Below are 19,582 nucleotides of genomic sequence, written 5' to 3' on the forward strand. Positions count from 1 at the left end.
TTCCTTTCTCATTTTTATAGTCTTTTCTCGGCTATACTTGATGAACTATTGACTACTAACAACCTAAAAAGTTTTGATTTCCCTCAACCTTTGTGAGATAATTTACAACGATTTCAGGAAATTTTTAACTAGAACAAAAATTACTTTGTTCCAGCCATTTGAAGGAAGGTTTTTCAATGTCTAAAAAAGGAATCATTATCGTTAATCTTGGTACACCAGATAAACCAGAAACCAAGGAAGTTCGAGCTTATCTTAAACGCTTTTTAGGAGATAAACGTGTTATTGACATGAACCGTTTGATCTGGCTACCGGTTTTATATGGGATCATTCTACGAACGAGACCAAAAAAATCAGCTGCTTTATACCAACAAATTTGGCAAGAAGCGGGTTCTCCTTTACTTATCTTTACTCGATCACAGACCGATCAATTGCAAGCGCGTTTTCCAGATCGTATTGTGCGGTATGCAATGTCTTACAGTAAGCCTTTGATCCCAGAAGTACTAAAAGAAATGCACGATCTTGGTGTTACTGATTTAACGATCATTCCATTATATCCACAATATTCAACCACTACCACAGCACCTATTTTTGATGAAGTTGCTAAATTTTATTTGAAAGCTCAAGCAATTCCTACTTTGCATTTTATTCAGTCTTTTTATGATGAGCCTTTATATATTGAAGCTTTAGCGAATCTAATCAAACAAGCGTTATCTAAAAAAAAGATTGATAAGATTGTTTTCTCTTATCACGGCATCCCGGTGTCTTATATTGAAAAAGGCGACCATTATTTAGAACACTGTGAACAGACAACTCAAGCTGTAATGAAGCTGGTTGGCGATGTTCCTTTTATCAGTACATTTCAATCAAAATTTGGACCAGCTGAATGGCTGACACCAGCGACAGACCAAACGTTAAAAGAACTTCCTAAACAAGGTGCTAAAAATATTTTGATCCTGACTCCTGGTTTTGTTTCTGATTGTTTAGAAACAGTCGAAGAAATCGAAGAAGAAAATTATGGTTATTTTATGGCGCATGGCGGAGAGTATTTCCATTATATCCATCCATTTAATGCCGATCCAACGTTAGCAGATATTCTGGAAAAACTTGTAAAACAACGCTAAATATTACTCAAATCAAAATAATCTCTTATTGTTTGCCATGTTAGAATAAGTAGAATTATCTTCTATTGAGAGTCAGTTCTACTTTTCTATTTATTAAACTTTATTTAACTTCAACATAAATAAATAGAATTTCAAATCAGCAGATAATTAAAATACAAAAAAAGTGAGTGGGACATAACTCTTCGAGCCATATCCCGCTCACGTGGAATCCGGATAAACGGTGGGAGCAGAAGCAACCCCTTCGGAAATAAGCTGAAATTCACAAAAATTTGAAGAACAATTTTCGTGAATTCCCTCTTATTTCTCGGGGTTTAACACTTCTGTCCCATCCTCTTTCAATAGTTTATTTTTCAACAGGTTTTACTGATCCATCCCATTTTTCAAGGATCCAATCTTGGATTTCTTTACTGTGTAATGCATCAACTAATTTTTTGATTTTATCACTCTCTTTATCTTCGGAACGAACAGCCACGATATTGACATATGGTGAATTATCTTTTTCCAACAATACAGAGTCTTTCAATGGATTTAAGCCTGCACTATAGGCAAAGTTAGCATTAATCGCTACAAGATCAGCTTCATCGTTATTATACGTTGTGGTTAACACCTCTGGATTAATGTTATGAATAAATTTCAAATTTTTAGGATTCTTGTCAATATCTTCAAAGGTTGCAGTTTCTAAATCAACGCCATCTTTTACAGTTACTAAATCAGCATCTTGTAAAATTGTGATAATTCGACCCCAATCAGATTCTGAATTTGATGTAATGATTGTTGCACCATCTTTCAAATCCTTGATATCTTTAATCCGTTTTGAATATAAGCCCATTGGTTCAATATGGATACCGCCAGCATTCGCAAAATCATAGTTGTTTTCTTTCACTTGTAAATTAAAGTAAGGGATATGCTGGAAATAGTTGGCATCGATATCCCCTTCCGCTAAATTTTTGTTAGGTAAGATGTAATCATCGAATTGAACGATTTCTAAATCAATACCTTCTTTTTTTAGAATTGGTTTTACTTGTTCCAAAATTTCCGCATGAGGTGATGCAGATGCGCCTACCTTTAGAACAGAAGAATCTTTGTCAGCACCTGAGACTTTGCTATCATCTGTTTTACTATTTCCACCACCACATGCAACTAATCCTAAAGTGACAACTGCTAGCGCTGCTAAACCGAATAATTTCTTTTTCATACTTACTTCCTCCAATATTTTCTATTTGATTGTTTATCGTTTGTCAGAACGTTTCACTAGTTGATCCCCAACAAATTGAATAATAAACACAATAACCAAGATTAAAACTGTAGCAACCAATGTAACTGTATTATTGTTGCGGCTAAAGCCTTCTTGGTAAGCTAAACCACCAAGACCGCCGCCGCCGATGATCCCCGCCATAGCGGTAAAACCGATCATCGTGATTGTTGTAAGCGTCACACCCGATAGTAACGCTGGGGTACTTTCAGGAATGAGCACTTTAAAGATTTTCTGAATTCTAGAAGCACCCATGGCGTCTGCTGCTTCCAACACACCACTGTCAACTTCACGAAATGCAATTTCAACTAAACGAGCATAAAAAGGGGCTGCCGATACGATCAACGAAGGAATCGCTGCTTTGGCACCAATCCCCGTACCAACCAGTTTTCTTGAAAAGTCCATCAATAAAATGATCAATACGATATAAGGAATCGAACGAAATATATTGCTGACCACTGATAAAATACTATAACAAACTTTAGCATAAGGTGATGAATTTCTACTTAAACTATAAAGCAGTAACCCTAATAAAAAACCAATAATAATAACAAAAATCATTGCAACGATTGTCATGAATAACGTATCGATCGCCGCCTGTTGCATTGATTCTGGATTCACTCGACTAAAGTCTAAATATTTCTCAACAAAGGTTTCATTTGCCATCGTGAATCACCTCCAAAACTACTTCTTTTTCTGTAAAGAAGGTCAATGTTTTTCCCACTTCATCTTTTGTGCCAATGATCATCACAGTCAAAGAACCAAAAGCACCTTCTTTGGCTTGTTGAACCTGTCCTTGAACGACATTGATATCCACATCAAACTTACGAATTGCTTGAGAGATAACTGGCTCATTGGCATTATCCCCACTAAATTGAAGAGTTGCTACAAGACCTGCTGGATTTTCCTTGATCAATTCTTGCAATAGTTCTTCTGTATCTTCTTTCGGCTCTAACTCTTGTTGAACAAAACGCTTTGTAACCGCCTGTTTTGGCTGTCTAAAGACTTCTAAAACGTCTCCTTCTTCAACGATTTGACCAAGTTCCATTACAGCTACTTTGTTACAGATTTTACGGATCACATGCATTTCATGAGTGATCAAAACAATTGTTAGATTTAGGGTTTGATTGATTTCTAAAAGTAAATCTAACACTTCATCAGTCGTCTGCGGATCAAGTGCACTGGTCGCTTCGTCACATAACAGAATTTCTGGATTATTGGCTAATGCTCTAGCAATCCCCACACGCTGCTTTTGTCCTCCAGATAGTTGGCTAGGATAGGCATCTCCACGTCCTTTTAAGCCAACTAAATCTAAAAGTTCTTGTGCCCGTTCTTTTCTAACTTGTTTTGGCACATTGGCTAACTCTAACGGTAACATAATATTTTCTAAAATAGTTCTTGACCATAATAAATTGAAATGCTGAAAAATCATCCCAATTTTTTTACGAAACTGGCGCAGACCTTTATTCGTCAGTTGCGCAATGTTTTTTCCTTGAATAATCACTTCACCTTGAGTAGGTAATTCTAAACCGTTTAATAAACGAACTAAGGTACTCTTACCAGCTCCAGAATACCCAACGATGCCGTAGATATCACCTTGTTCGACAGATAGAGAAACATCTTTCACCGCTGTAACTTGTCCATTTTTACCGGAAAATTGTTTTTGTACTTGTTGCAATTCGATTAGAGGCATTTTTTCCCCTCCGCTTTCTTTGGTTTTACTTCATTTTTATTATACTACATGGTTTGCACTATGTTGTATGATAATCCGCAGGTTCATTCTTTTATTTTGCCAACTGCGTCGATCATTTCTTGTGCTACTCTTCTACCCTTTATTGACGTGATAACTTGATGGTGATTCACTAGTAAGGGAACTTCTCTCACTTCGTTCGCCAAGTACTGTTCAACATCAGTATACTTTGTAAACTGATGTTGAACATGCAAAAAGCCTCCGTCCTTCGTCACTAAACTGACAAAGGACGAAAGCCTGTCTTTCGTGTTACCACCTTGATTTACCATTATCTCACAATAATAGCCTTATACAGTACAAAATTTCAAATACTGTGGTGCTGTAACGGGCACTCCCGTAATAAGTTCACATCCGCTCGCTTATTCCGCTCAAAGACCATCTTCCATTTCAATCATGTTGCCCATTTTCAGCGAACAGGGCTCTCTTAAAACACTTTTGATACGTACTCTTCTTTTCAAAGCTTTTACTTTATATTGATGAAATTATAGCAACATCCAAATCGCTTGTCAATCATTTTTAATCTTATTGCAACTCTGTTCCATCTACATCTGTTAAAACAGCGATCCATGCTTTGGTTTGATCTGCGTCGTCTAGGACACTTGGGTCTTGTTCAGCAGCCACATTGATTGCTGAAATCGTACCACTGATTGGTGAACTAAATTCACTGACCGCCTTTTCAGCTTCTAACTCTATTAAAGAGTCCCCTTTTACAAGGCGTTGACCAACTTTAGGCATTGTAGCAAAGGTGATCGTACCTAAATCTTCTTGCGCATCATTCGTTAAACCGATTTTATACCCTTCAGCTGTTTTTAAAACCCATAAACTATCAATAATCTTGATTTCTTCAGACATTATTTAATAGCTCCTTCATAATCAGATTCTTTAAATCCGTTTGCTAAAAATTGATCACCTTTAACAAAAATCGGACGTTTGATCAACATGCCATCAGTTGCTAATAACTCACTAGCTTCTTTGATCGAAAACTCATTGACCTTATCTTTTAAGCCTTGCTCTCTATAACGAATTCCACTTGTATTAAAGAAACGGCGAATCGGTAAATCACTTTGCTCCATCCAGCTTGCCAATTGTTTTGCAGTGGGTGGATTTTCGATCATATCGATCGTTTCATAGGGTACTTGACGCTCATCTAACCAGACCTTTGCTTTCTTACAAGTTGAACATTTTGGATACCAGAAAAATGTGTACATTTTACCGCCTTCTTTCATTTAATATTCTTCAATAGTTGCTTCTTTTTGATATTTCATCGACATGATCAGGCCTACACCTATCATATTCCCTAAAATCGAGGAGCCACCTTGGCTAATAAATGGTAATGGAATCCCTGTTAATGGTAGAAGTCCAATATTCGCTCCTATATTTTCAAATACGTGGAATAGAATCATCATGATGATCCCAGTTGCAATGTAGGCATAAAACTCATTGTTGGTCTCAAAGCAAACACGAATCATACGGTAAATCAAAATAAAGTATAACAGAATGATAAAGCAGCCGCCAATAAAACCAAAGTTTTCGCCAACCACTGTGAAAATCATATCTGATTCTCTAACAGGAACGTAAACATCACTGACATTGAATCCTTTTCCAAGCAGACCGCCGGAACCGATAGCAGTAATGGCCAATGCCGGTTGGAAGGAGCGGTCTGGATCATGATGAAACGGGTTCATCCACAAATCGATCCGGTCAAACTGATACGGTTTAAATCCCACAGAATACAAGAATTCACGACCAGTAGTAGTTGTTACCAAGTAAATAGTCCCAGCGCCTATCAAAATAGCAGCTAGAAAGGTTGGTAAAATAATCTTCCAAGAAATTCCAGACATTAAAAATACGCCGCCAAAAATAGCTAAAAAGACTAACATCGTCCCAAAATCATCTTGTAGTAAAATGAGGATGATCACCGGTAGTGTAACTAGCATCATTTTACCAATCAACCAAAAATCAGATTTTATCGTCCGATTGACGTTTTTTACATTATGCATCGTTACCACATAGGCCAACATCAAAATAAAAGCGACCTTCATCAATTCCGAAGGCTGGAAAGTTGTTCCGCCGATACTGATCCAGTTTTTAGAACCTGTTTGGGATTCTAGAAAGGGATCATAAAATTTCAAAAGCAAGCCCATCATGATCAGACCTATCACATAAAAAATCGGAGTCAATCGCCAAAGTAATTTAGAACTAAAATTCATCACAATCACAATACTAACACCGCCGACTAAATACCATAACCCTTGTTTCATCAGCATATTGCCGATCTCTGGTCGATTTGGATCGTTACTCAACGCTACATAAAGTGACAGTATCCCAATGATTGAAAGAAGGAATACTGGTAAGATCACACCATAATCAATTCTATTATCTAAATTACGCATTAGTTTATTTTTATTCATTCGTCATCCCTTTTCCTTAAATCATACGCCTTTTATTATAACTTTCTATAGGAAGAAAAGAAAGTATAGACTTGATGATTTTGGAAAAACTTTAAGGAAAAGCAATGAACCGAAACGAGTATGACAAGCATACCTTTATTTCATTCTTTTCTCTTCTTATCGATTGATTCTTATTCTTGTGAATGTAGCTAATTTTAGTTATTTCTTAAGAAAATATTAAGAAGTTGCTTTTCTATGTTACGAAAAAACATTTTATATTACAATTATTACATAAACATTACAGATAGGAGTAAAACTGAAAAATTGTTTTGATTCATCAGCTATTATTTGGTTAGGCAAACAAAAATAAATTTATGAAAGGTGTAAAAAAATGAAAAATTCCGTTGTATTACTATTAATGGTCCTATTTACAGTTGGATGTTCAAAGCAACCAACTAGTACAGCAAAAAAAGAGGCAAGTGATTCTTCAACAAGTACCGCACAAACTACCGCTTCTTCTGAAAAAATAAAAACAGAAAAGAGTAAAATTTCATCAGTAAAAACAAGTATTTCTAGTGATACCACAACTACTCAAACAACTGACATGGATGCAACTGTAAATTTACCAGAGCAAGCATCTGAAATGGAGAATAGTCCAGAAAATACGCCCTCTGCAGCTCAAACATTTGACCTTACAAGCTATCTTACTGCCAACTATCCAATAACAGGTGCTCACTACACCATTTCAAACGATTCATTTAATAATGATACTGGCCGCTATGAATATTCGGTTACGATATTACCAGATACAATTGAGAGTGACAAAATCATTACTGGCGCGTTTCAAGGTTCTCCTGAAGGAAGTGAAACTACAGCAATTGTACTCGATGCTGCGAAAAGGTTGGTGACTGATTTGCCAAAAATTGATTCTTCACTGCATATTCATCATGTATCTTTTATTTCATATGATGGCAGTTACGATCTAATGCTGATTCAAGATCGCGCTCAGGAAACGCTTAAATAACGAATTCATGCATTGATTAATGCTAATTAAATTGAATGGGAGAATTAAATAAAATGAAAAAAACAATTATGCTTATCACACTTTTACTAGTTACAGTTGGTTGTACTAAGCAAACTACTGATTCTACAAAAAAATCATCGGAACATTCAGCAACAAAAAATAGCTCTATTGTTTCTTCTACTATAGTTTCGACTGACAAAGTATCTGAAGTACCTGAAGCCTCAGAACAATCTAGCAAAGAATCAGAACCATCAGAAATAACAGCAACCACTCCACAAAATTTAAGAGGGTCTTGGATAGGGAACAATGGGGAACAAGATCTTGAAGTAACCATTACAGAAAATACTATTATTACCAACGGACAAACATATAAAGTAACAAGTTATACTGAAAGCAACAATACCTTTACCATATTATGGGATATAGATAGCGTAACTGTCCCTGGAAACCCTCAACCATTTATTTATACGTATGTTCCAGAGACAGATCAGATGACAAATGGTATTACTTTTCATAGAAAATAGACAAGTATTCTGTAAAAAAATAATGAAAGAAGAGAAAACATACTTAGTTTCCTTTTCTTTCATTATTTCTAATTGTTTTGACTATCGTTACGTTGTTAAGTCATTATTTTACAATATCCAAAACTTCTTCAAAAGCTTCGATTTGAGCATATAAACGTTGGATTTGCAATTCATTTTCAATATAATTGATTGAGTTACCAAGATTTGTTTGACGTTTATCTTCTAAACGTTCGACTTCTTTTTTCGCTTCATTCGCTAGTTTTGTAATTTTATCAACTTTTTCTGACATGATGCATTCCTCCTATATCCTTAGTTATAAGTTAAGTGTAGGCTCTTTTTTGTAAATACACAAAAATTATGTCTTTGTTTCACAAATTATTAGTTAAAACTATTAAAGCATTGAACCTTCAAAATTAGTTTATTCAATGATTCCAGAAGTATTCTCACTAGGTTCTAATTCTTTTGAATATACATTGTGTTGATAAAATTTCATAATATTGTAAACTGAAAGTTTGTCATTTAGCTTCGCTTTCTTGAATTTATTATTCACTACATCTATTATTATAGAATCTATCTTAGGATCCGTTGGTTCATGATTGGAAAAAAATTCTTCACAAACCTTATATAATTGTCTACTGTCTTCTTCACTAAACTTTTGGACTTCGAAACTTTTAGAATTATTACTTTTTAATTTTTGAAGCTCATCTAATATTTGTTGGAATTTCAACTCAGTATTATCTACTTCTAACTCTTCGTTAGAATATTCTGTATTTTTGGAGACATCCATTACCTCTTTTTCTATTTTCGGCCATATTAAATCAAATGAGCTTTTGAGCCTTTCAGGATCAATTTTTTCACTACTTGACATATTATTGATTACCTCAAAGATAGAAAATACTTCTTCCTTATTGTATATCCCTGCTTGAAGATTAGTAATCGGTCCCTTTAATAAATCTTTGTCTCCATCAAATAGCAATGGCATAACCCTGTTTTTTCTAACACCTTTATAAAGTGCTCCAGCCTCAAAATTTAACCACGACTCTTGTATATTATTTGGTGTCAAAAATAATATACCCACTCCAGTTTCTGAAAGAGTATCAAATATTTTTGATGTACCATTATCCCCTTTCTCTATACTATGTGTTGACATAAAAGTGTTAACATGTTGGAGTGCTATCGGTAAAAATTTGTGAAACACTTCTGCGTATTGCTGGCTAGGTTTTTTAGACCAACTTAAAAAAACTTCCATTTGAAATCTCCTTAATTTTTATTTACTTTAAGGATAACCTAATCAACATTAAGTATCTAGCTTTTTTATAAATGTTTTTAATTTTAACCTATTTTTCTTGATTTAGTTTTAATACTATAAAACCTAACCGTATTCGTTAACTAGACTCGTAGCATAATAGAATAGAAAAGGTTGGGATTAAGTCCCAACCTCTCATTCTGGTGTTCCTATCAAAGCAATATAGCTATCTATGTTCACGATGCGCATATGTTTTACATCAAATTGTCCTCTGCTATTATAGTTTCCTTTTACCTCAATTTCATATTGGTGCATCGGTAGCGATAGGACATACGTGGCAAACGGTCTATTTTTGATGACGCAATTAATACAGATATCGTTTTCCCAAATTAGCATGCCTGTTATAGCATATGGCTTTTCTTTAAACACCTTGATGTGGGTTAAAAGTCCTGTATGAGTTTCCATATCTTTATGATACACGAAATCGCTTCAATGTCCACTCTCATGTTCTATCAAGAAAATATGCCAGCTGTAGGAATCGAACCTACGACCTACGCGTTACGAGTTTGTTTTATACGTTATTTATTAATAAAGAAACGAGTATTTCCGACTATTCAAAGCTTTATAAAATCGTATTTAATCGTCATTATTTTGATGTACTGCCCACGACCGTGCCCACGAATAAATTAAAATCACGTTATTTAATCAAAATGAAAACTATCTTATTCTCGACAAAAAGAACTAACGTTCGTATAATAAAAGCATATAAAAGGATGGTGTTTATCATGACAGATCACATTGACTTATCAGATCCTTATTTTTTGCAATACCATGATCGAGGCATGAAAAAGTGGCAAGGATTTATTATATCAGAGCATGCAAATAGCGTACACGAAGAAAACAAGCGAGTCCATAAAATAGTCCCACAAAAAAGGAAAATGACCTTTGGAGAGATTGAACAAATACTTGAATTTGCTTTTAATAATAACCGACAGGTTGTTATTCAGCTGGAAATCAAGGATGCCGAAGGTCAATATTTTGATGATACTATAGGATTTATCGAAGGATTCGATGAGTTAGGTTATATCGTCAATGACACAAAAGTGCATTATGATGAGATTCGGAATGTAGAACTGTTTGATTTCAGGAAATGGTACAACGTATGAACTTAATTGAAGAATACGAATCCGGTCTACTGACCTATCAAGAATTCCAAAATTATATATGGGGTTGTGGTCAGCGACTAATTAATGAAGTTGGATTGGATAAATTCACATTCTATTTAAACGCTGAGGAGGGCGAATATTATGAACAAAAATAGTTATGTAGGTGTAATTGATAAGATTAGAGTTATAAAGTCATTCCCTGATATGCTAGTGCGTTTTACACTACACACTCCTTCTACTGACATAAATTGCTTAGTCAGCAAGAAAGAACTAGCTAACCTTATTCTTTTTCTAGAGGATGGAAAGTTTGAACTTGCTACCTTTGGTCATTACAATGATCGGAAACAATTCGTGATCGAGAAATTCGCTGTTAAAAATCCTGATAGCTTTGTCCGTGAGTTTGTTTTAAAACCCATGTCAAACATAGCTTAGTCCCTACTTATATAGTAGGGATTTTTCATTTTCAAAAAGTTTAAGTTTATCAATATTCAGAAACACCAACATAGTATGCGAAGTAACCTTCTTCTTTTTGTTCAAGTTCGTAAGCTATAATCCATTCTGTCGCCTCCTCTTTCGTATCAAATATATACTTTCCTTCATATATTTCTCTTGAAGCTGTACTTTCATATGGATCTTCAAGATTTATTACAAGATAATAGTAAACGGTATATCTTACATCATTTTCTTTTTCATCTAAAACATATGCTAATTCTTGTTGCTTAATTTTTTGTAACGTTACATCTCCAATTCCTTTTACTCGTCTTAGTTGATCTAAAGAACTATAGGGACGAGCTTCGATTATACGCTTTGCAATAACTGAACCTACACCTGAAATTTTTTGTAGTTCAGTATGAGATGCATTATTAATGTCTACCTTCTCAGCCGCTGCTACTTGATTTGTGTTGACTACAAAAATTAAACTTAAAAGTAGAGCAAATATTCCTTTTTTTAACAAATTCTTTTTATTCATTTCATCTTCCCTCTCATCTTATAATATATATCAATACTGCCATGGATTGAAATACATGTCAATTAGTAATCTATAAACTATTTTTCATAGTAAAATAATCCCCTCCCCTCTTTGCGTACTTATACGTAAGGAGGTTTTTATGTGGATCAGATAATTATATTGGATGGTAACGTAGTAGGATTGGTTAATGACAGCGGATCAGCTCGTTGGGAGTTTGAGCGTTTAGAGGATGCTTTAGAGTTGTATAGGTTGTTAGTTTTGAGTTTAGATATTGAGGATATAATTGCTAAGTTATGTGATACAAGTGTATAAAAAAACCCTATCGGAAATTGATAGGGTTTAACATACTCTATATTTTTCATCAAAAAAGTTATCAAAACTCCCTTTATCTTTGCTAATTCGATATTCGTAGACCTCTTCATATTGTTTTATTCTACTTATCTTGTTATTACGTGACTCTTTTTTAAATTTTTGTATATTTTCTTTATTAGAAAAGATTTCCAGAGAGGATTTGTAACTACCTATAAAGCTTAATAAATCTTCACTTTCTAAAAACAGTTTAACTTCATCTTTCGTGACAAAATGAATATCTTTGTCATTTAAATCCCTTTGTATTTGAGCCTTAAAACTTGAGGCCTCTTCTCTACTCATCGAGAATAATTCCATTAATTCGCTATCTTTCTTTTTAACAACTCGTTTTAATCTTTTTTTCAAGTCGTTATCAATTTCAGATTGAAATGCTTCAATCTTCTTTTTCTTCCTAACGAATAAAAAATCTCCAATTTCGGTAACTAATATCACGAAACTAATTTGAATGTCATTGGTGTATGACAAAGTTACCGCAAATAGTACACCTACAAACAATACAAGTGTAATTAACGACATAATAACCATCCAGAATAATAACATTATTAATTACCTCCTTCTAAATTTGGTTTCATCTTCACCATTAGTTTATCATACAATCCTAGTATAATGACAACAATATGAAAACATAAAGTAATAACGTATACAAACAAGTCTATTTTAAAATCGTGGTTACTTAACAGTAGCATTATCAGTAAAAAATAAGCGCCTGATGCTATAAATATTACGTTAGCTATCCAATAAAAGACAATAATATACTTATTAGTAAATTCACTTAAAGTTTGGTAAAAGTGCAATCTCAATACATGCTTAATTAAAATTGGTAGCGCAAAAATTAATACAAAATAAGCAACGTCTGTATAATCCTTTGAAGAATTATACAGTTTATCGAATTTATATAAAGATATCGAACAAGTAACCATAAACCAAACTATTTCAAATACAAATACATATAGATCAGATTTGTTTTTATCTCTTTGAAAAATACGTATGTCTTTATCCTCTTCAAGAGTAGCAGTCTTCGTTTGCAAATGTAAACTTTCCCTTCAAAAAAACTAGTTCTATAGAATTATGATAACACGGAATTATAGTGTTTACAATTATTTTTTACAATAAGGTTGTTTTAATACTATCAAAATACCTCTCCATTCACCTCTCTTATATCTCCCAAAATCCCTTTATCAAGAACTATGTATAAGCCCTCCTAACCAAGGAGGGCTATTTTTTTAATTAAAGAAACCTCTACCCCATGTTGTATCGATACGTCCATCATCTGGACCAACAGCAACATAGCGACGGTTACCACTACTAGCAACGTAACTGATCCACGCAAAACCGTTAGTCATAATATAGCTATCATACGAGATTGCCATACCTGCATTGTAATAGTCTAAAGCTGGACTTACTGCATCATCAGGATTTGTGTCTACGCTGACTGCTAACTGTCTATCTGGATAAAATACACCACTCATATCGATTCTTTTATTAGGATCTTGTGGTGTTGGCTCGATCGGTTTTGGCGTACTTGGTTTTGGATTGCCACCAGTATTGCCAGTATATCGATAAATAGTGATTGCCGGCTGTCCGTTGTATCCCCAGATATAATCATGATCATTGACTGATATACCATCAAAGCCAAAATTACAATGGATAATATTGTCGTTATCATCAATAAAGATACCTGTGTGACCTGCTGCTCCTAGCGTGTGGCCACGAGTACCCCAGATAAAAATATTTCCCTTTTTAGCTGGATAGTTGCCGTTTACTGATTGGACTTGTTGCCAGCCGTTACACTCTAAGTCGTTAAACAATGTCTCGGTGTTCCCCGTTGATCCAGCTTTTAAAAATCCGCCAGCAATCAGTGCATTATAAACTGCGCTGGAACAGTCATAGCTATTAGGACCTAAACGAGCTGCCATGCTGTATCTGACTTTGCCTTGTCTATCCGACATCCACTTGATCATCGCATTAATATTAGCCATCTTGATCATCCTTTCCGTTTTTAATACTCTTGATAAAATCTTCAAACAACTCCGTACCAATTCCCATTTTTTTATAATTCTCAAGAATTGATTTTAGTTCCATTAATAGATACCCAACATATAAAACATAAATAAGCCCTACTCCTGCCCCTCCGGGGATCAATGGAGCCAAAGGGATGAAAAACATCAATAGCACCATGCTTGCCACTTTACGCAAAATCCCGTTAATACCTACCTTACTCAAAAACTCAATATCAGGGTTAATCTTAGCTGCTATAGTGCCACTAAGGAAATCAATCCCCATTGCAATACAAATTAACATCAAGACATAAATTGCCTTGTGATCCGCATCAGCCACAAACTGATCTAAATATTTAAACACTATCATAATTACCACCTTTTCATTATTTTAAAAACTATATAAATCAAAACTAACTAAAAAGGAATGACCATCAAACAGTCATTCCTAAAAACTTTGATTAAATTCATATTTCACCTCTGAAAATACTTGTGACACTGTTAGCTAAGTATCGGCCGATTTGTTGGTGACCTTGTAATGTAGGATGTAAATCTGGGAGTTTATCATATACCCATGTAGAAACATCTACATAATAAACCCCTTCAACTTTAACTGCAGCATTTTGACAAGCGGTAGTATATTTTTTTAACCAATCATTCATTAACACTATCGGACTTCCTGGGTGACGTTGCTTTAGGTGTGTTAAAAATTCGATCATAACAGATTCGTATTTTTCTAATGACACTGCACTAGGCGTGTCATTAGTGCCTATATTAATAAACACAATATTTGCTTGTTGAGGTCTTGCTCTTTTGCCAACTGATGAATGAAACGCAAATTCCGGTAAGGTTGGAACCCACAGTCTATCAGATCGCTCAACCAAAGCTGCACCACCTTGAGCTATTCGTATAGCTTGCGCTCCTAAATAGTCTGAACAAAACGTTGCATAGCTTTGAGCTAAGTTAGCGCCACCTCCGGCCGTGAAACTATCTCCGTAAAAATAAAAAACATTATCTGTGCCTGGTGTAAATATCGGATAAGTATCTTGTACAAAACCTTGTACATTTATACATCCTTTATAATTATAAAAACTATGTTTATCTGTCATAGATTTACCAAACCAAGGATCTTGATAAATCTCGACAACATGTTCTTCTGATGTCAAATTTTCAGCTATGAGCGTAGGGGTGTTGTCGTCGTTTATCCACATCTCAAACGGTTCACCGTTATCGATTCTGACTGTAATTTTTATACCGTTTGTTTCTTTGTAAAATAAGCCTTCTAATTTTTGACCATAAAAACCAAGCATCATACCACATGACGGCAATGTCGAGGACATCACATCCAAATCTCTAATTTTACGTTTTTCCCAATTTCCGAGAAAATAAGCATAATTTGGAAAATTTGTGTTGTCATTTTTTGTCGGATATAACGTTTTGGGGAGTACCTTACTTGTTGCACTAGCAACTGTACACCGCTTGTCAAAAATTAAGATATCACCATTAACATTTGTACCAAATAAATCACCATCATTTAGCTTTGACCAATCGATCAAAATTTCTGAGATGAACGTACCTTCGTAAATCGTTGTTGATAATTTTAACCTTTCGATGTCGGCACTTGGTACGTAATTTGTGGTATTAAACTCGGAAACTAAGTTTCCTAATTTAGCTGTTGCTTTATCATACTCAAATACTAACAAGCGCCATCTGCTATTGCTGTTTTTGAATAAACCACCTATAGCGTAATCTTTATTTACATCAGCCCCTATTAACTTTACATCTAGCAACGCTTGTTTTAGTCTATCTGTTCCAACAATAGCATCGTTTGCAAAAGGGAATTTTTGCACATCCTCAAACTTATCGATATATCTTAATTTATGAATCAATAATTTTGCGCCGTGAACGCCCGTTCCTAATACATCACCATCAAGTAATTTTGACCAATCAATTGTTATTTCTGCATCAAATCCACCAGCTGCCTTGTTTAGTTCAATTGTCTCGATATTACTCTGAGGGATATAGTTAGTTACTTGCCACAATGCCACATTGTCGCCGACTATCCCTGTTTTTTGGTCAAAGGTATTTAAAAAGATACGCCATACTCCTTTGTCGTTGTTTTTAAACAGTCCAGCAATACAATAATCTTTGTTTATATCTGCATCATACAATTTTATATCCAAAATTGCTGCTTGGTGTCTCTCAAACTCAAAAGAAGAGTTAGGAGAAAACGGATAGTTTTTCATGTTTATCGCATCGGATATTTTAGCTGACGAAACCGATTTATCTGCTAATCCTTGAGCTTGATACAAAGCTCCTTTCTGCCAGCTGCTTCCATCCCACAAATAAACATAACCGGTTTTCCCATCTGCTTCTAAAACCACCATCGCAAAATTAGAACCGCTTGGATACTTAGTCTGCAAAGCATTAAGCGAACTGAAGGTTTCTTTTGGCGTAGCACTTCCCAGATTGTTTACTTTATTCTCCACATTTAGTAATTCGGATTTTTCAGCTTTTTTATATTCAAGTTTTTCTATTTTATCGTTTACTTTATTCTCTGTATTAACTAAATCTTTTTTTTCTGCCTTGTTGTATTCCAAATCTCCTATTTTACCATCATATTTATTTACGGTTCCTAATGCTTCTTGTAATGCAGTAAAAGAGTTTTCGCTCTCAACAGCTTTACTGTCAAACGGCGTTCTCTCGACTTTTATTTTAAACGGCTTGCTTCTGGTGTCGGAATACGAACTTATAATTTGTATGACGGCAGTGATTTGCCCTGGTTGAACCATACTGGCAGGATAGTCTAAACGAAACAGTCCTTTTGTTTTATCTATCGCCTGAAAAGCATCTAATCCTTGCAACTTTTCACCATCGTTGTTTTTAACCGTATCGTGCGACCACCCAAGATTGACTGATATGCCTGCTTGATTTTCGATCTTCCCACCGTTGGCAATTTGTAAGGTCATTGATCTCCCTGATCGTTCTCCTTGTACTACTAATTGTTGAGGTATATAATCCTCATTAATATTTGTAATAACAACGTCTACTGTCTTGAACTGGTCTATTGCCATATGTTCATTTCTCCCTTCCTACCATTCGACATTATAATACCTAGCGACTGTTCCATCTGAATTAATCTCGATCGGTAATTTTAACGAGCCTAGTCCAAACTTTACCTTTGCAAAACCGAAGTTATGAGTTCCGTAATGATTCATTTTCGGATTAGATACTGTTGAGTCAGTTGGAATTTGCATAAGTGTACCGATATTGTTTCCTTCTTCAGTACCGATCACCATTTGTTTTCCTTTATTGTTTGCAATAGTCATATCGTTACCGAATAAGGAAGCTGTTCCGACTCTTCCTAAAGTAGATCCATTTGATCCTACAATATACATTGTTCCAGATTGAATTTGTATTCCACTAGATTTGCCGTACGTGTAGCTTCTAATAATTGGACCTTCTATAATACCTTCTGTGATATCGATTTTTAAGTTTCCATTCTTTGACTTAATAAATCCTTTTGCAAAGAAAACTTCACCTGTATCCAAATCCAAGAATACCTGTTCTCCGCCTAATCTACCAACTTGGATAAACCTAGCATTTAAAACCCCATCAATTGTCCATGCTGTATGAAAGTTATCTAAATTAAAATCACCATCAATAAATCCAATCCCTTCGCTATTCGCAACCAAGAAATGATTGCTTGTTTCAAGAGATTTACCGTTCATCCAAACTGAGCAATATGGGATCCTTTCATCGGAAATTCCTAGATCAGCTTCAGTGAGAACAACATAAGATCCACCTTTGAGCCCTCGAATGATATCCGTTTGCCATTGCGCGATTTGCTCAGCTGTGTAAAAAGAAGGCTTGGTATCTTCTACACGTTTTAAGTCTAGTTTCAAATCAGAAGAAGTTTTAATAGAAGATTTTTTTATTAAGTTATCTCCAATATCAGAGTTAACCTTACCTGTTAGCCGGTCAATGACCACACTAAAAATTCTAGCTCTGTAATGGTAATCTCTATCGTATCGGTGGACTTGAATAGTATTTCCAATTTCATCACCACTAATTACCTCTGTTTTGAATTGGATTAACGGACGACTCATTTCTATTAATGCGTTGTATGTATTAAGTAATAGTTCCTCAGCATCTTCAATATCCTCAAAAACAACAACGCCTTCTCTTTTTCTCATTTTCCCATTTTTTAAAGGTATACCGTATTTTTCTGTCATTTCAGATAATTCGATCCAATTTTGATCTTTAGGTTTGTTTACTGGCTTGTTTGCAGTTGTTTTCCACTCTATTCCAGCAAATTCTAACCGTCTCCCATAGCCATCACCCACTTCTTCGCCTTTACCACGACCAATGAGAGAGGTATATATTTCGGACCTGTCCTGTTCTTTGACCACAGATAATGCGGTACTACCATAAACAAATCTTTTATTTGATGCACTACCAATTTCGTCATAGATTTCTATATATTTATCAGTGATTTTGTTGTTTTCAATTTTGCATTTAAAAAGAATCTCGCAACCATGAGTTTGGAGTTGCTTCAAAGCATCTTTTACAGACAAATAATAGAATGTATCAGTAATGATTGGCAAATTCGGTTTCGCATAGCCAACTCTCCATTCGCCATCCGTAGCATTCATTATTTGACTGGCAACAACTGATATTGGTTTTTTTTGCGGTCTAATATCTTTGACAATAAATCCTTCCAATTCTTTGACCGCAAAATTAATACCTACAAAATGATTCCTGTTATTCTCATCTCCAGAATTTATGATCGAATATAAAGAAAATGTACCATCGTTTTCCTTTACAGCCATATAAGCTGCTTCTTCAATTCCTTTATCAAAAACAACTGAAACCGTCAATTTATCATTAAGCAATTCAGATTTATCTGAAGTGATTTCTTTTTCCTGTATATTTTGTGTCAAAAATTTTTTAGTCACCATACGAATAAATCGTTGTCTGTCGTCGAAAAAATAGACCGAACTGGTTATTTTCATAGATACACCTCATTTGCATATATTGTCATTACTCCGTTATTACAAATTATTTCGTCTCCACGATGGATATAGAAATTTTCGAAGTCACTATCTAGATCTAAAATAGCTGTTCTGTCTGCTCCGTTTACAAACACTTTCCCGTGTTCAAAATCAAATTCAACTAAATTATCACTATAAATGGCTGCGCTTGTAATTTTGATTTTAGCTCCTGATCTTTTGTTTGTTATTTTTATACTTGAATTAGTTGATAATTTTACTTTGATTTTTTGGGGAGTTGTCTCAATAGGGCTATCCATTGTAATAACATTACTAAATTCTTTTATTCTTGAATGCTTTAAAGGATTTTGACAGAAAAGTTCAATCTTTCCAGTTGCAAATTCATTTGTGTGATAAGTCGGTTGTTGCATTAGGGACAGTCTTCCGTAAAACAATATCCCGTTTTCGTCATTAAATACGATCGGAACATCCTCTCTTCTAAACAAAAACTGTTTAATCTTGTTAAATTTGAATTGTGAGTCCTCATAGTTTTCGAACGTCAATCCGTACTCAACAATTAACGTTTTGCTTTTAAGCTTCTGGTTAGAAATGATTGATCCAACATGGATTTCATCTGTCTGTATGTCGGTGTCTAAAGATTCGCGTCCAGCAACATCTAATGTCAGATAGCCAGGTATTTGATTTTCTAAGTATTTACCGTCATAAGTCATCGCCTTTTGAGGTAACTCCATAATTTCTAAAATAGATTTAAAATCATACAA

Annotated in this window: 23 protein-coding genes, 1 pseudogene and 1 other annotated feature; of the genes and pseudogenes, 6 read left to right on the forward strand and 18 right to left on the reverse strand. The window is 34.7% G+C overall.

Going from position 1 to position 19,582, the window contains the following annotated elements:
• Positions 1-176 precede the first annotated feature (176 nt).
• Positions 177-1,121 (forward strand): ferrochelatase, encoded by a 945-nt coding sequence (hemH, locus tag IGJ55_RS10255; RefSeq protein ID WP_430606372.1) that lies wholly within the window; start codon positions 177-179, stop codon positions 1,119-1,121.
• A gap of 206 nt (positions 1,122-1,327) precedes the next feature.
• Here the strand turns inward: hemH and IGJ55_RS10260 are convergent.
• The 8 genes and pseudogenes from IGJ55_RS10260 to IGJ55_RS10295 form a co-directional block, all read right to left on the reverse strand.
• Positions 1,328-1,450 (reverse strand): annotated as a pseudogene (locus IGJ55_RS10260) (DUF3788 family protein); the annotation flags it as partial.
• Between the two features lie 14 nt (positions 1,451-1,464).
• Positions 1,465-2,316: a MetQ/NlpA family ABC transporter substrate-binding protein gene (locus IGJ55_RS10265; RefSeq protein ID WP_069639881.1), complete on the reverse strand. Its 852-nt coding sequence runs from the start codon at positions 2,314-2,316 to the stop codon at positions 1,465-1,467.
• Positions 2,317-2,349: 33 nt separating this feature from the next.
• Positions 2,350-3,039 (reverse strand): methionine ABC transporter permease, encoded by a 690-nt coding sequence (locus IGJ55_RS10270; protein WP_277990881.1) that lies wholly within the window; start codon positions 3,037-3,039, stop codon positions 2,350-2,352.
• Positions 3,029-4,066 carry a methionine ABC transporter ATP-binding protein gene (locus tag IGJ55_RS10275; protein ID WP_430606376.1) on the reverse strand — a complete coding sequence of 346 codons (1,038 nt, stop codon included), beginning with the start codon at positions 4,064-4,066 and terminating at the stop codon, positions 3,029-3,031. The genes IGJ55_RS10270 and IGJ55_RS10275 overlap by 11 nt, the downstream gene beginning before the upstream one ends.
• A gap of 83 nt (positions 4,067-4,149) precedes the next feature.
• A complete protein-coding gene (locus IGJ55_RS10280; RefSeq protein ID WP_430606378.1) occupies positions 4,150-4,317 on the reverse strand; it encodes a hypothetical protein in 168 nt (55 codons plus the stop codon).
• Between the two features lie 28 nt (positions 4,318-4,345).
• Positions 4,346-4,590, reverse strand: a binding site (T-box leader).
• Positions 4,591-4,645: 55 nt separating this feature from the next.
• Complete coding sequence (locus IGJ55_RS10285; protein ID WP_069639877.1) at positions 4,646-4,975, reverse strand: glycine cleavage system protein H; 330 nt, start codon at positions 4,973-4,975, stop codon at positions 4,646-4,648.
• Positions 4,975-5,331 (reverse strand): arsenate reductase family protein, encoded by a 357-nt coding sequence (locus tag IGJ55_RS10290; RefSeq protein WP_207121413.1) that lies wholly within the window; start codon positions 5,329-5,331, stop codon positions 4,975-4,977. The genes IGJ55_RS10285 and IGJ55_RS10290 overlap by 1 nt, the downstream gene beginning before the upstream one ends.
• 18 nt (positions 5,332-5,349) lie before the next feature.
• Complete coding sequence (locus IGJ55_RS10295) at positions 5,350-6,534, reverse strand: FtsW/RodA/SpoVE family cell cycle protein (RefSeq protein ID WP_069639876.1); 1,185 nt, start codon at positions 6,532-6,534, stop codon at positions 5,350-5,352.
• A 370-nt stretch (positions 6,535-6,904) separates the two neighbouring features.
• Between IGJ55_RS10295 and IGJ55_RS10300 the strand changes: the two genes are divergently transcribed.
• Entirely contained in the window at positions 6,905-7,537 is a 633-nt protein-coding gene (locus IGJ55_RS10300) for a hypothetical protein (protein WP_430606381.1), read from the forward strand.
• 53 nt (positions 7,538-7,590) lie between these two features.
• Complete coding sequence (locus IGJ55_RS10305) at positions 7,591-8,061, forward strand: hypothetical protein (RefSeq protein WP_069639874.1); 471 nt, start codon at positions 7,591-7,593, stop codon at positions 8,059-8,061.
• Positions 8,062-8,164: 103 nt separating this feature from the next.
• Here IGJ55_RS10305 and IGJ55_RS10310 read toward each other — a convergent pair whose 3' ends face one another.
• The 3 genes from IGJ55_RS10310 to IGJ55_RS10320 all read right to left on the reverse strand — a co-directional run bounded on the left by IGJ55_RS10310 (position 8,165) and on the right by IGJ55_RS10320 (position 9,787).
• On the reverse strand, positions 8,165-8,350 hold the full coding sequence (locus IGJ55_RS10310) for a hypothetical protein (protein ID WP_207121379.1): 186 nt from the start codon (positions 8,348-8,350) through the stop codon (positions 8,165-8,167).
• Positions 8,351-8,479: 129 nt separating this feature from the next.
• Positions 8,480-9,310: a hypothetical protein gene (locus IGJ55_RS10315; RefSeq protein ID WP_430606384.1), complete on the reverse strand. Its 831-nt coding sequence runs from the start codon at positions 9,308-9,310 to the stop codon at positions 8,480-8,482.
• A 192-nt stretch (positions 9,311-9,502) separates the two neighbouring features.
• On the reverse strand, positions 9,503-9,787 hold the full coding sequence (locus IGJ55_RS10320) for a hypothetical protein (protein WP_240604479.1): 285 nt from the start codon (positions 9,785-9,787) through the stop codon (positions 9,503-9,505).
• 305 nt (positions 9,788-10,092) lie between these two features.
• Between IGJ55_RS10320 and IGJ55_RS10325 the strand changes: the two genes are divergently transcribed.
• Together IGJ55_RS10325 and IGJ55_RS10330 are read left to right on the forward strand one after the other, a co-directional pair.
• Positions 10,093-10,473, forward strand: a complete 381-nt coding sequence (locus IGJ55_RS10325) for a hypothetical protein (RefSeq protein WP_430606386.1) — start codon at positions 10,093-10,095, stop codon at positions 10,471-10,473.
• A gap of 141 nt (positions 10,474-10,614) precedes the next feature.
• Positions 10,615-10,905 carry a hypothetical protein gene (locus tag IGJ55_RS10330; protein WP_430606388.1) on the forward strand — a complete coding sequence of 97 codons (291 nt, stop codon included), beginning with the start codon at positions 10,615-10,617 and terminating at the stop codon, positions 10,903-10,905.
• Positions 10,906-10,954: 49 nt separating this feature from the next.
• On the opposite strand, the gene IGJ55_RS10335 is transcribed toward IGJ55_RS10330, so the two are convergent.
• Positions 10,955-11,443: a ComEA family DNA-binding protein gene (locus IGJ55_RS10335; RefSeq protein WP_430606390.1), complete on the reverse strand. Its 489-nt coding sequence runs from the start codon at positions 11,441-11,443 to the stop codon at positions 10,955-10,957.
• A gap of 141 nt (positions 11,444-11,584) precedes the next feature.
• Between IGJ55_RS10335 and IGJ55_RS10340 the strand changes: the two genes are divergently transcribed.
• Entirely contained in the window at positions 11,585-11,755 is a 171-nt protein-coding gene (locus tag IGJ55_RS10340; protein WP_430606392.1) for a hypothetical protein, read from the forward strand.
• 27 nt (positions 11,756-11,782) lie between these two features.
• On the opposite strand, the gene IGJ55_RS10345 is transcribed toward IGJ55_RS10340, so the two are convergent.
• From IGJ55_RS10345 to IGJ55_RS10370, 6 genes are all read right to left on the reverse strand, one after another.
• On the reverse strand, positions 11,783-12,352 hold the full coding sequence (locus tag IGJ55_RS10345) for a hypothetical protein (protein WP_430606394.1): 570 nt from the start codon (positions 12,350-12,352) through the stop codon (positions 11,783-11,785).
• A 683-nt stretch (positions 12,353-13,035) separates the two neighbouring features.
• On the reverse strand, positions 13,036-13,791 hold the full coding sequence (locus tag IGJ55_RS10350) for a peptidoglycan amidohydrolase family protein (protein ID WP_430606395.1): 756 nt from the start codon (positions 13,789-13,791) through the stop codon (positions 13,036-13,038).
• The gene (locus IGJ55_RS10355) at positions 13,784-14,179 is read right to left on the reverse strand and encodes a phage holin family protein (protein ID WP_430606397.1); all 396 of its coding nucleotides are present in this window, start codon (positions 14,177-14,179) and stop codon (positions 13,784-13,786) included. The genes IGJ55_RS10350 and IGJ55_RS10355 overlap by 8 nt, the downstream gene beginning before the upstream one ends.
• Before the next feature lie 97 nt (positions 14,180-14,276).
• Entirely contained in the window at positions 14,277-16,883 is a 2,607-nt protein-coding gene (locus tag IGJ55_RS10360; RefSeq protein WP_429949404.1) for an SGNH/GDSL hydrolase family protein, read from the reverse strand.
• An 18-nt stretch (positions 16,884-16,901) separates the two neighbouring features.
• On the reverse strand, positions 16,902-18,824 hold the full coding sequence (locus IGJ55_RS10365) for a phage tail spike protein (protein WP_429949402.1): 1,923 nt from the start codon (positions 18,822-18,824) through the stop codon (positions 16,902-16,904).
• Positions 18,821-19,582 (reverse strand): distal tail protein Dit, encoded by a 762-nt coding sequence (locus tag IGJ55_RS10370; RefSeq protein WP_430606400.1) that lies wholly within the window; start codon positions 19,580-19,582, stop codon positions 18,821-18,823. The genes IGJ55_RS10365 and IGJ55_RS10370 overlap by 4 nt, the downstream gene beginning before the upstream one ends.

It is taken from the genome of Enterococcus sp. AZ170, assembly GCF_050545135.1.
In the GTDB taxonomy this organism is placed as follows: Bacteria; Bacillota; Bacilli; order Lactobacillales; family Enterococcaceae; genus Enterococcus_L; species Enterococcus_L ureilyticus.

Excerpts from the sequence above, each read along its gene's own strand:
- hemH (WP_430606372.1), top strand. The coding sequence starts at position 177 with ATGTCTAAAAAAGGAATCATTATCGTTAATCTTGGTACACCAGATAAA.
- IGJ55_RS10265 (WP_069639881.1), bottom strand. The coding sequence starts at position 2,316 with ATGAAAAAGAAATTATTCGGTTTAGCAGCGCTAGCAGTTGTCACTTTA.
- IGJ55_RS10270 (WP_277990881.1), bottom strand. The coding sequence starts at position 3,039 with ATGGCAAATGAAACCTTTGTTGAGAAATATTTAGACTTTAGTCGAGTG.
- IGJ55_RS10275 (WP_430606376.1), bottom strand. The coding sequence starts at position 4,066 with ATGCCTCTAATCGAATTGCAACAAGTACAAAAACAATTTTCCGGTAAA.
- IGJ55_RS10285 (WP_069639877.1), bottom strand. The coding sequence starts at position 4,975 with ATGTCTGAAGAAATCAAGATTATTGATAGTTTATGGGTTTTAAAAACA.
- IGJ55_RS10290 (WP_207121413.1), bottom strand. The coding sequence starts at position 5,331 with ATGTACACATTTTTCTGGTATCCAAAATGTTCAACTTGTAAGAAAGCA.
- IGJ55_RS10295 (WP_069639876.1), bottom strand. The coding sequence starts at position 6,534 with ATGAATAAAAATAAACTAATGCGTAATTTAGATAATAGAATTGATTAT.
- IGJ55_RS10300 (WP_430606381.1), top strand. The coding sequence starts at position 6,905 with ATGAAAAATTCCGTTGTATTACTATTAATGGTCCTATTTACAGTTGGA.
- IGJ55_RS10305 (WP_069639874.1), top strand. The coding sequence starts at position 7,591 with ATGAAAAAAACAATTATGCTTATCACACTTTTACTAGTTACAGTTGGT.
- IGJ55_RS10310 (WP_207121379.1), bottom strand. The coding sequence starts at position 8,350 with ATGTCAGAAAAAGTTGATAAAATTACAAAACTAGCGAATGAAGCGAAA.
- IGJ55_RS10315 (WP_430606384.1), bottom strand. The coding sequence starts at position 9,310 with ATGGAAGTTTTTTTAAGTTGGTCTAAAAAACCTAGCCAGCAATACGCA.
- IGJ55_RS10325 (WP_430606386.1), top strand. The coding sequence starts at position 10,093 with ATGACAGATCACATTGACTTATCAGATCCTTATTTTTTGCAATACCAT.
- IGJ55_RS10330 (WP_430606388.1), top strand. The coding sequence starts at position 10,615 with ATGAACAAAAATAGTTATGTAGGTGTAATTGATAAGATTAGAGTTATA.
- IGJ55_RS10335 (WP_430606390.1), bottom strand. The coding sequence starts at position 11,443 with ATGAATAAAAAGAATTTGTTAAAAAAAGGAATATTTGCTCTACTTTTA.
- IGJ55_RS10345 (WP_430606394.1), bottom strand. The coding sequence starts at position 12,352 with ATGTTATTATTCTGGATGGTTATTATGTCGTTAATTACACTTGTATTG.
- IGJ55_RS10350 (WP_430606395.1), bottom strand. The coding sequence starts at position 13,791 with ATGGCTAATATTAATGCGATGATCAAGTGGATGTCGGATAGACAAGGC.
- IGJ55_RS10355 (WP_430606397.1), bottom strand. The coding sequence starts at position 14,179 with ATGATAGTGTTTAAATATTTAGATCAGTTTGTGGCTGATGCGGATCAC.
- IGJ55_RS10360 (WP_429949404.1), bottom strand. The coding sequence starts at position 16,883 with ATGGCAATAGACCAGTTCAAGACAGTAGACGTTGTTATTACAAATATT.
- IGJ55_RS10365 (WP_429949402.1), bottom strand. The coding sequence starts at position 18,824 with ATGAAAATAACCAGTTCGGTCTATTTTTTCGACGACAGACAACGATTT.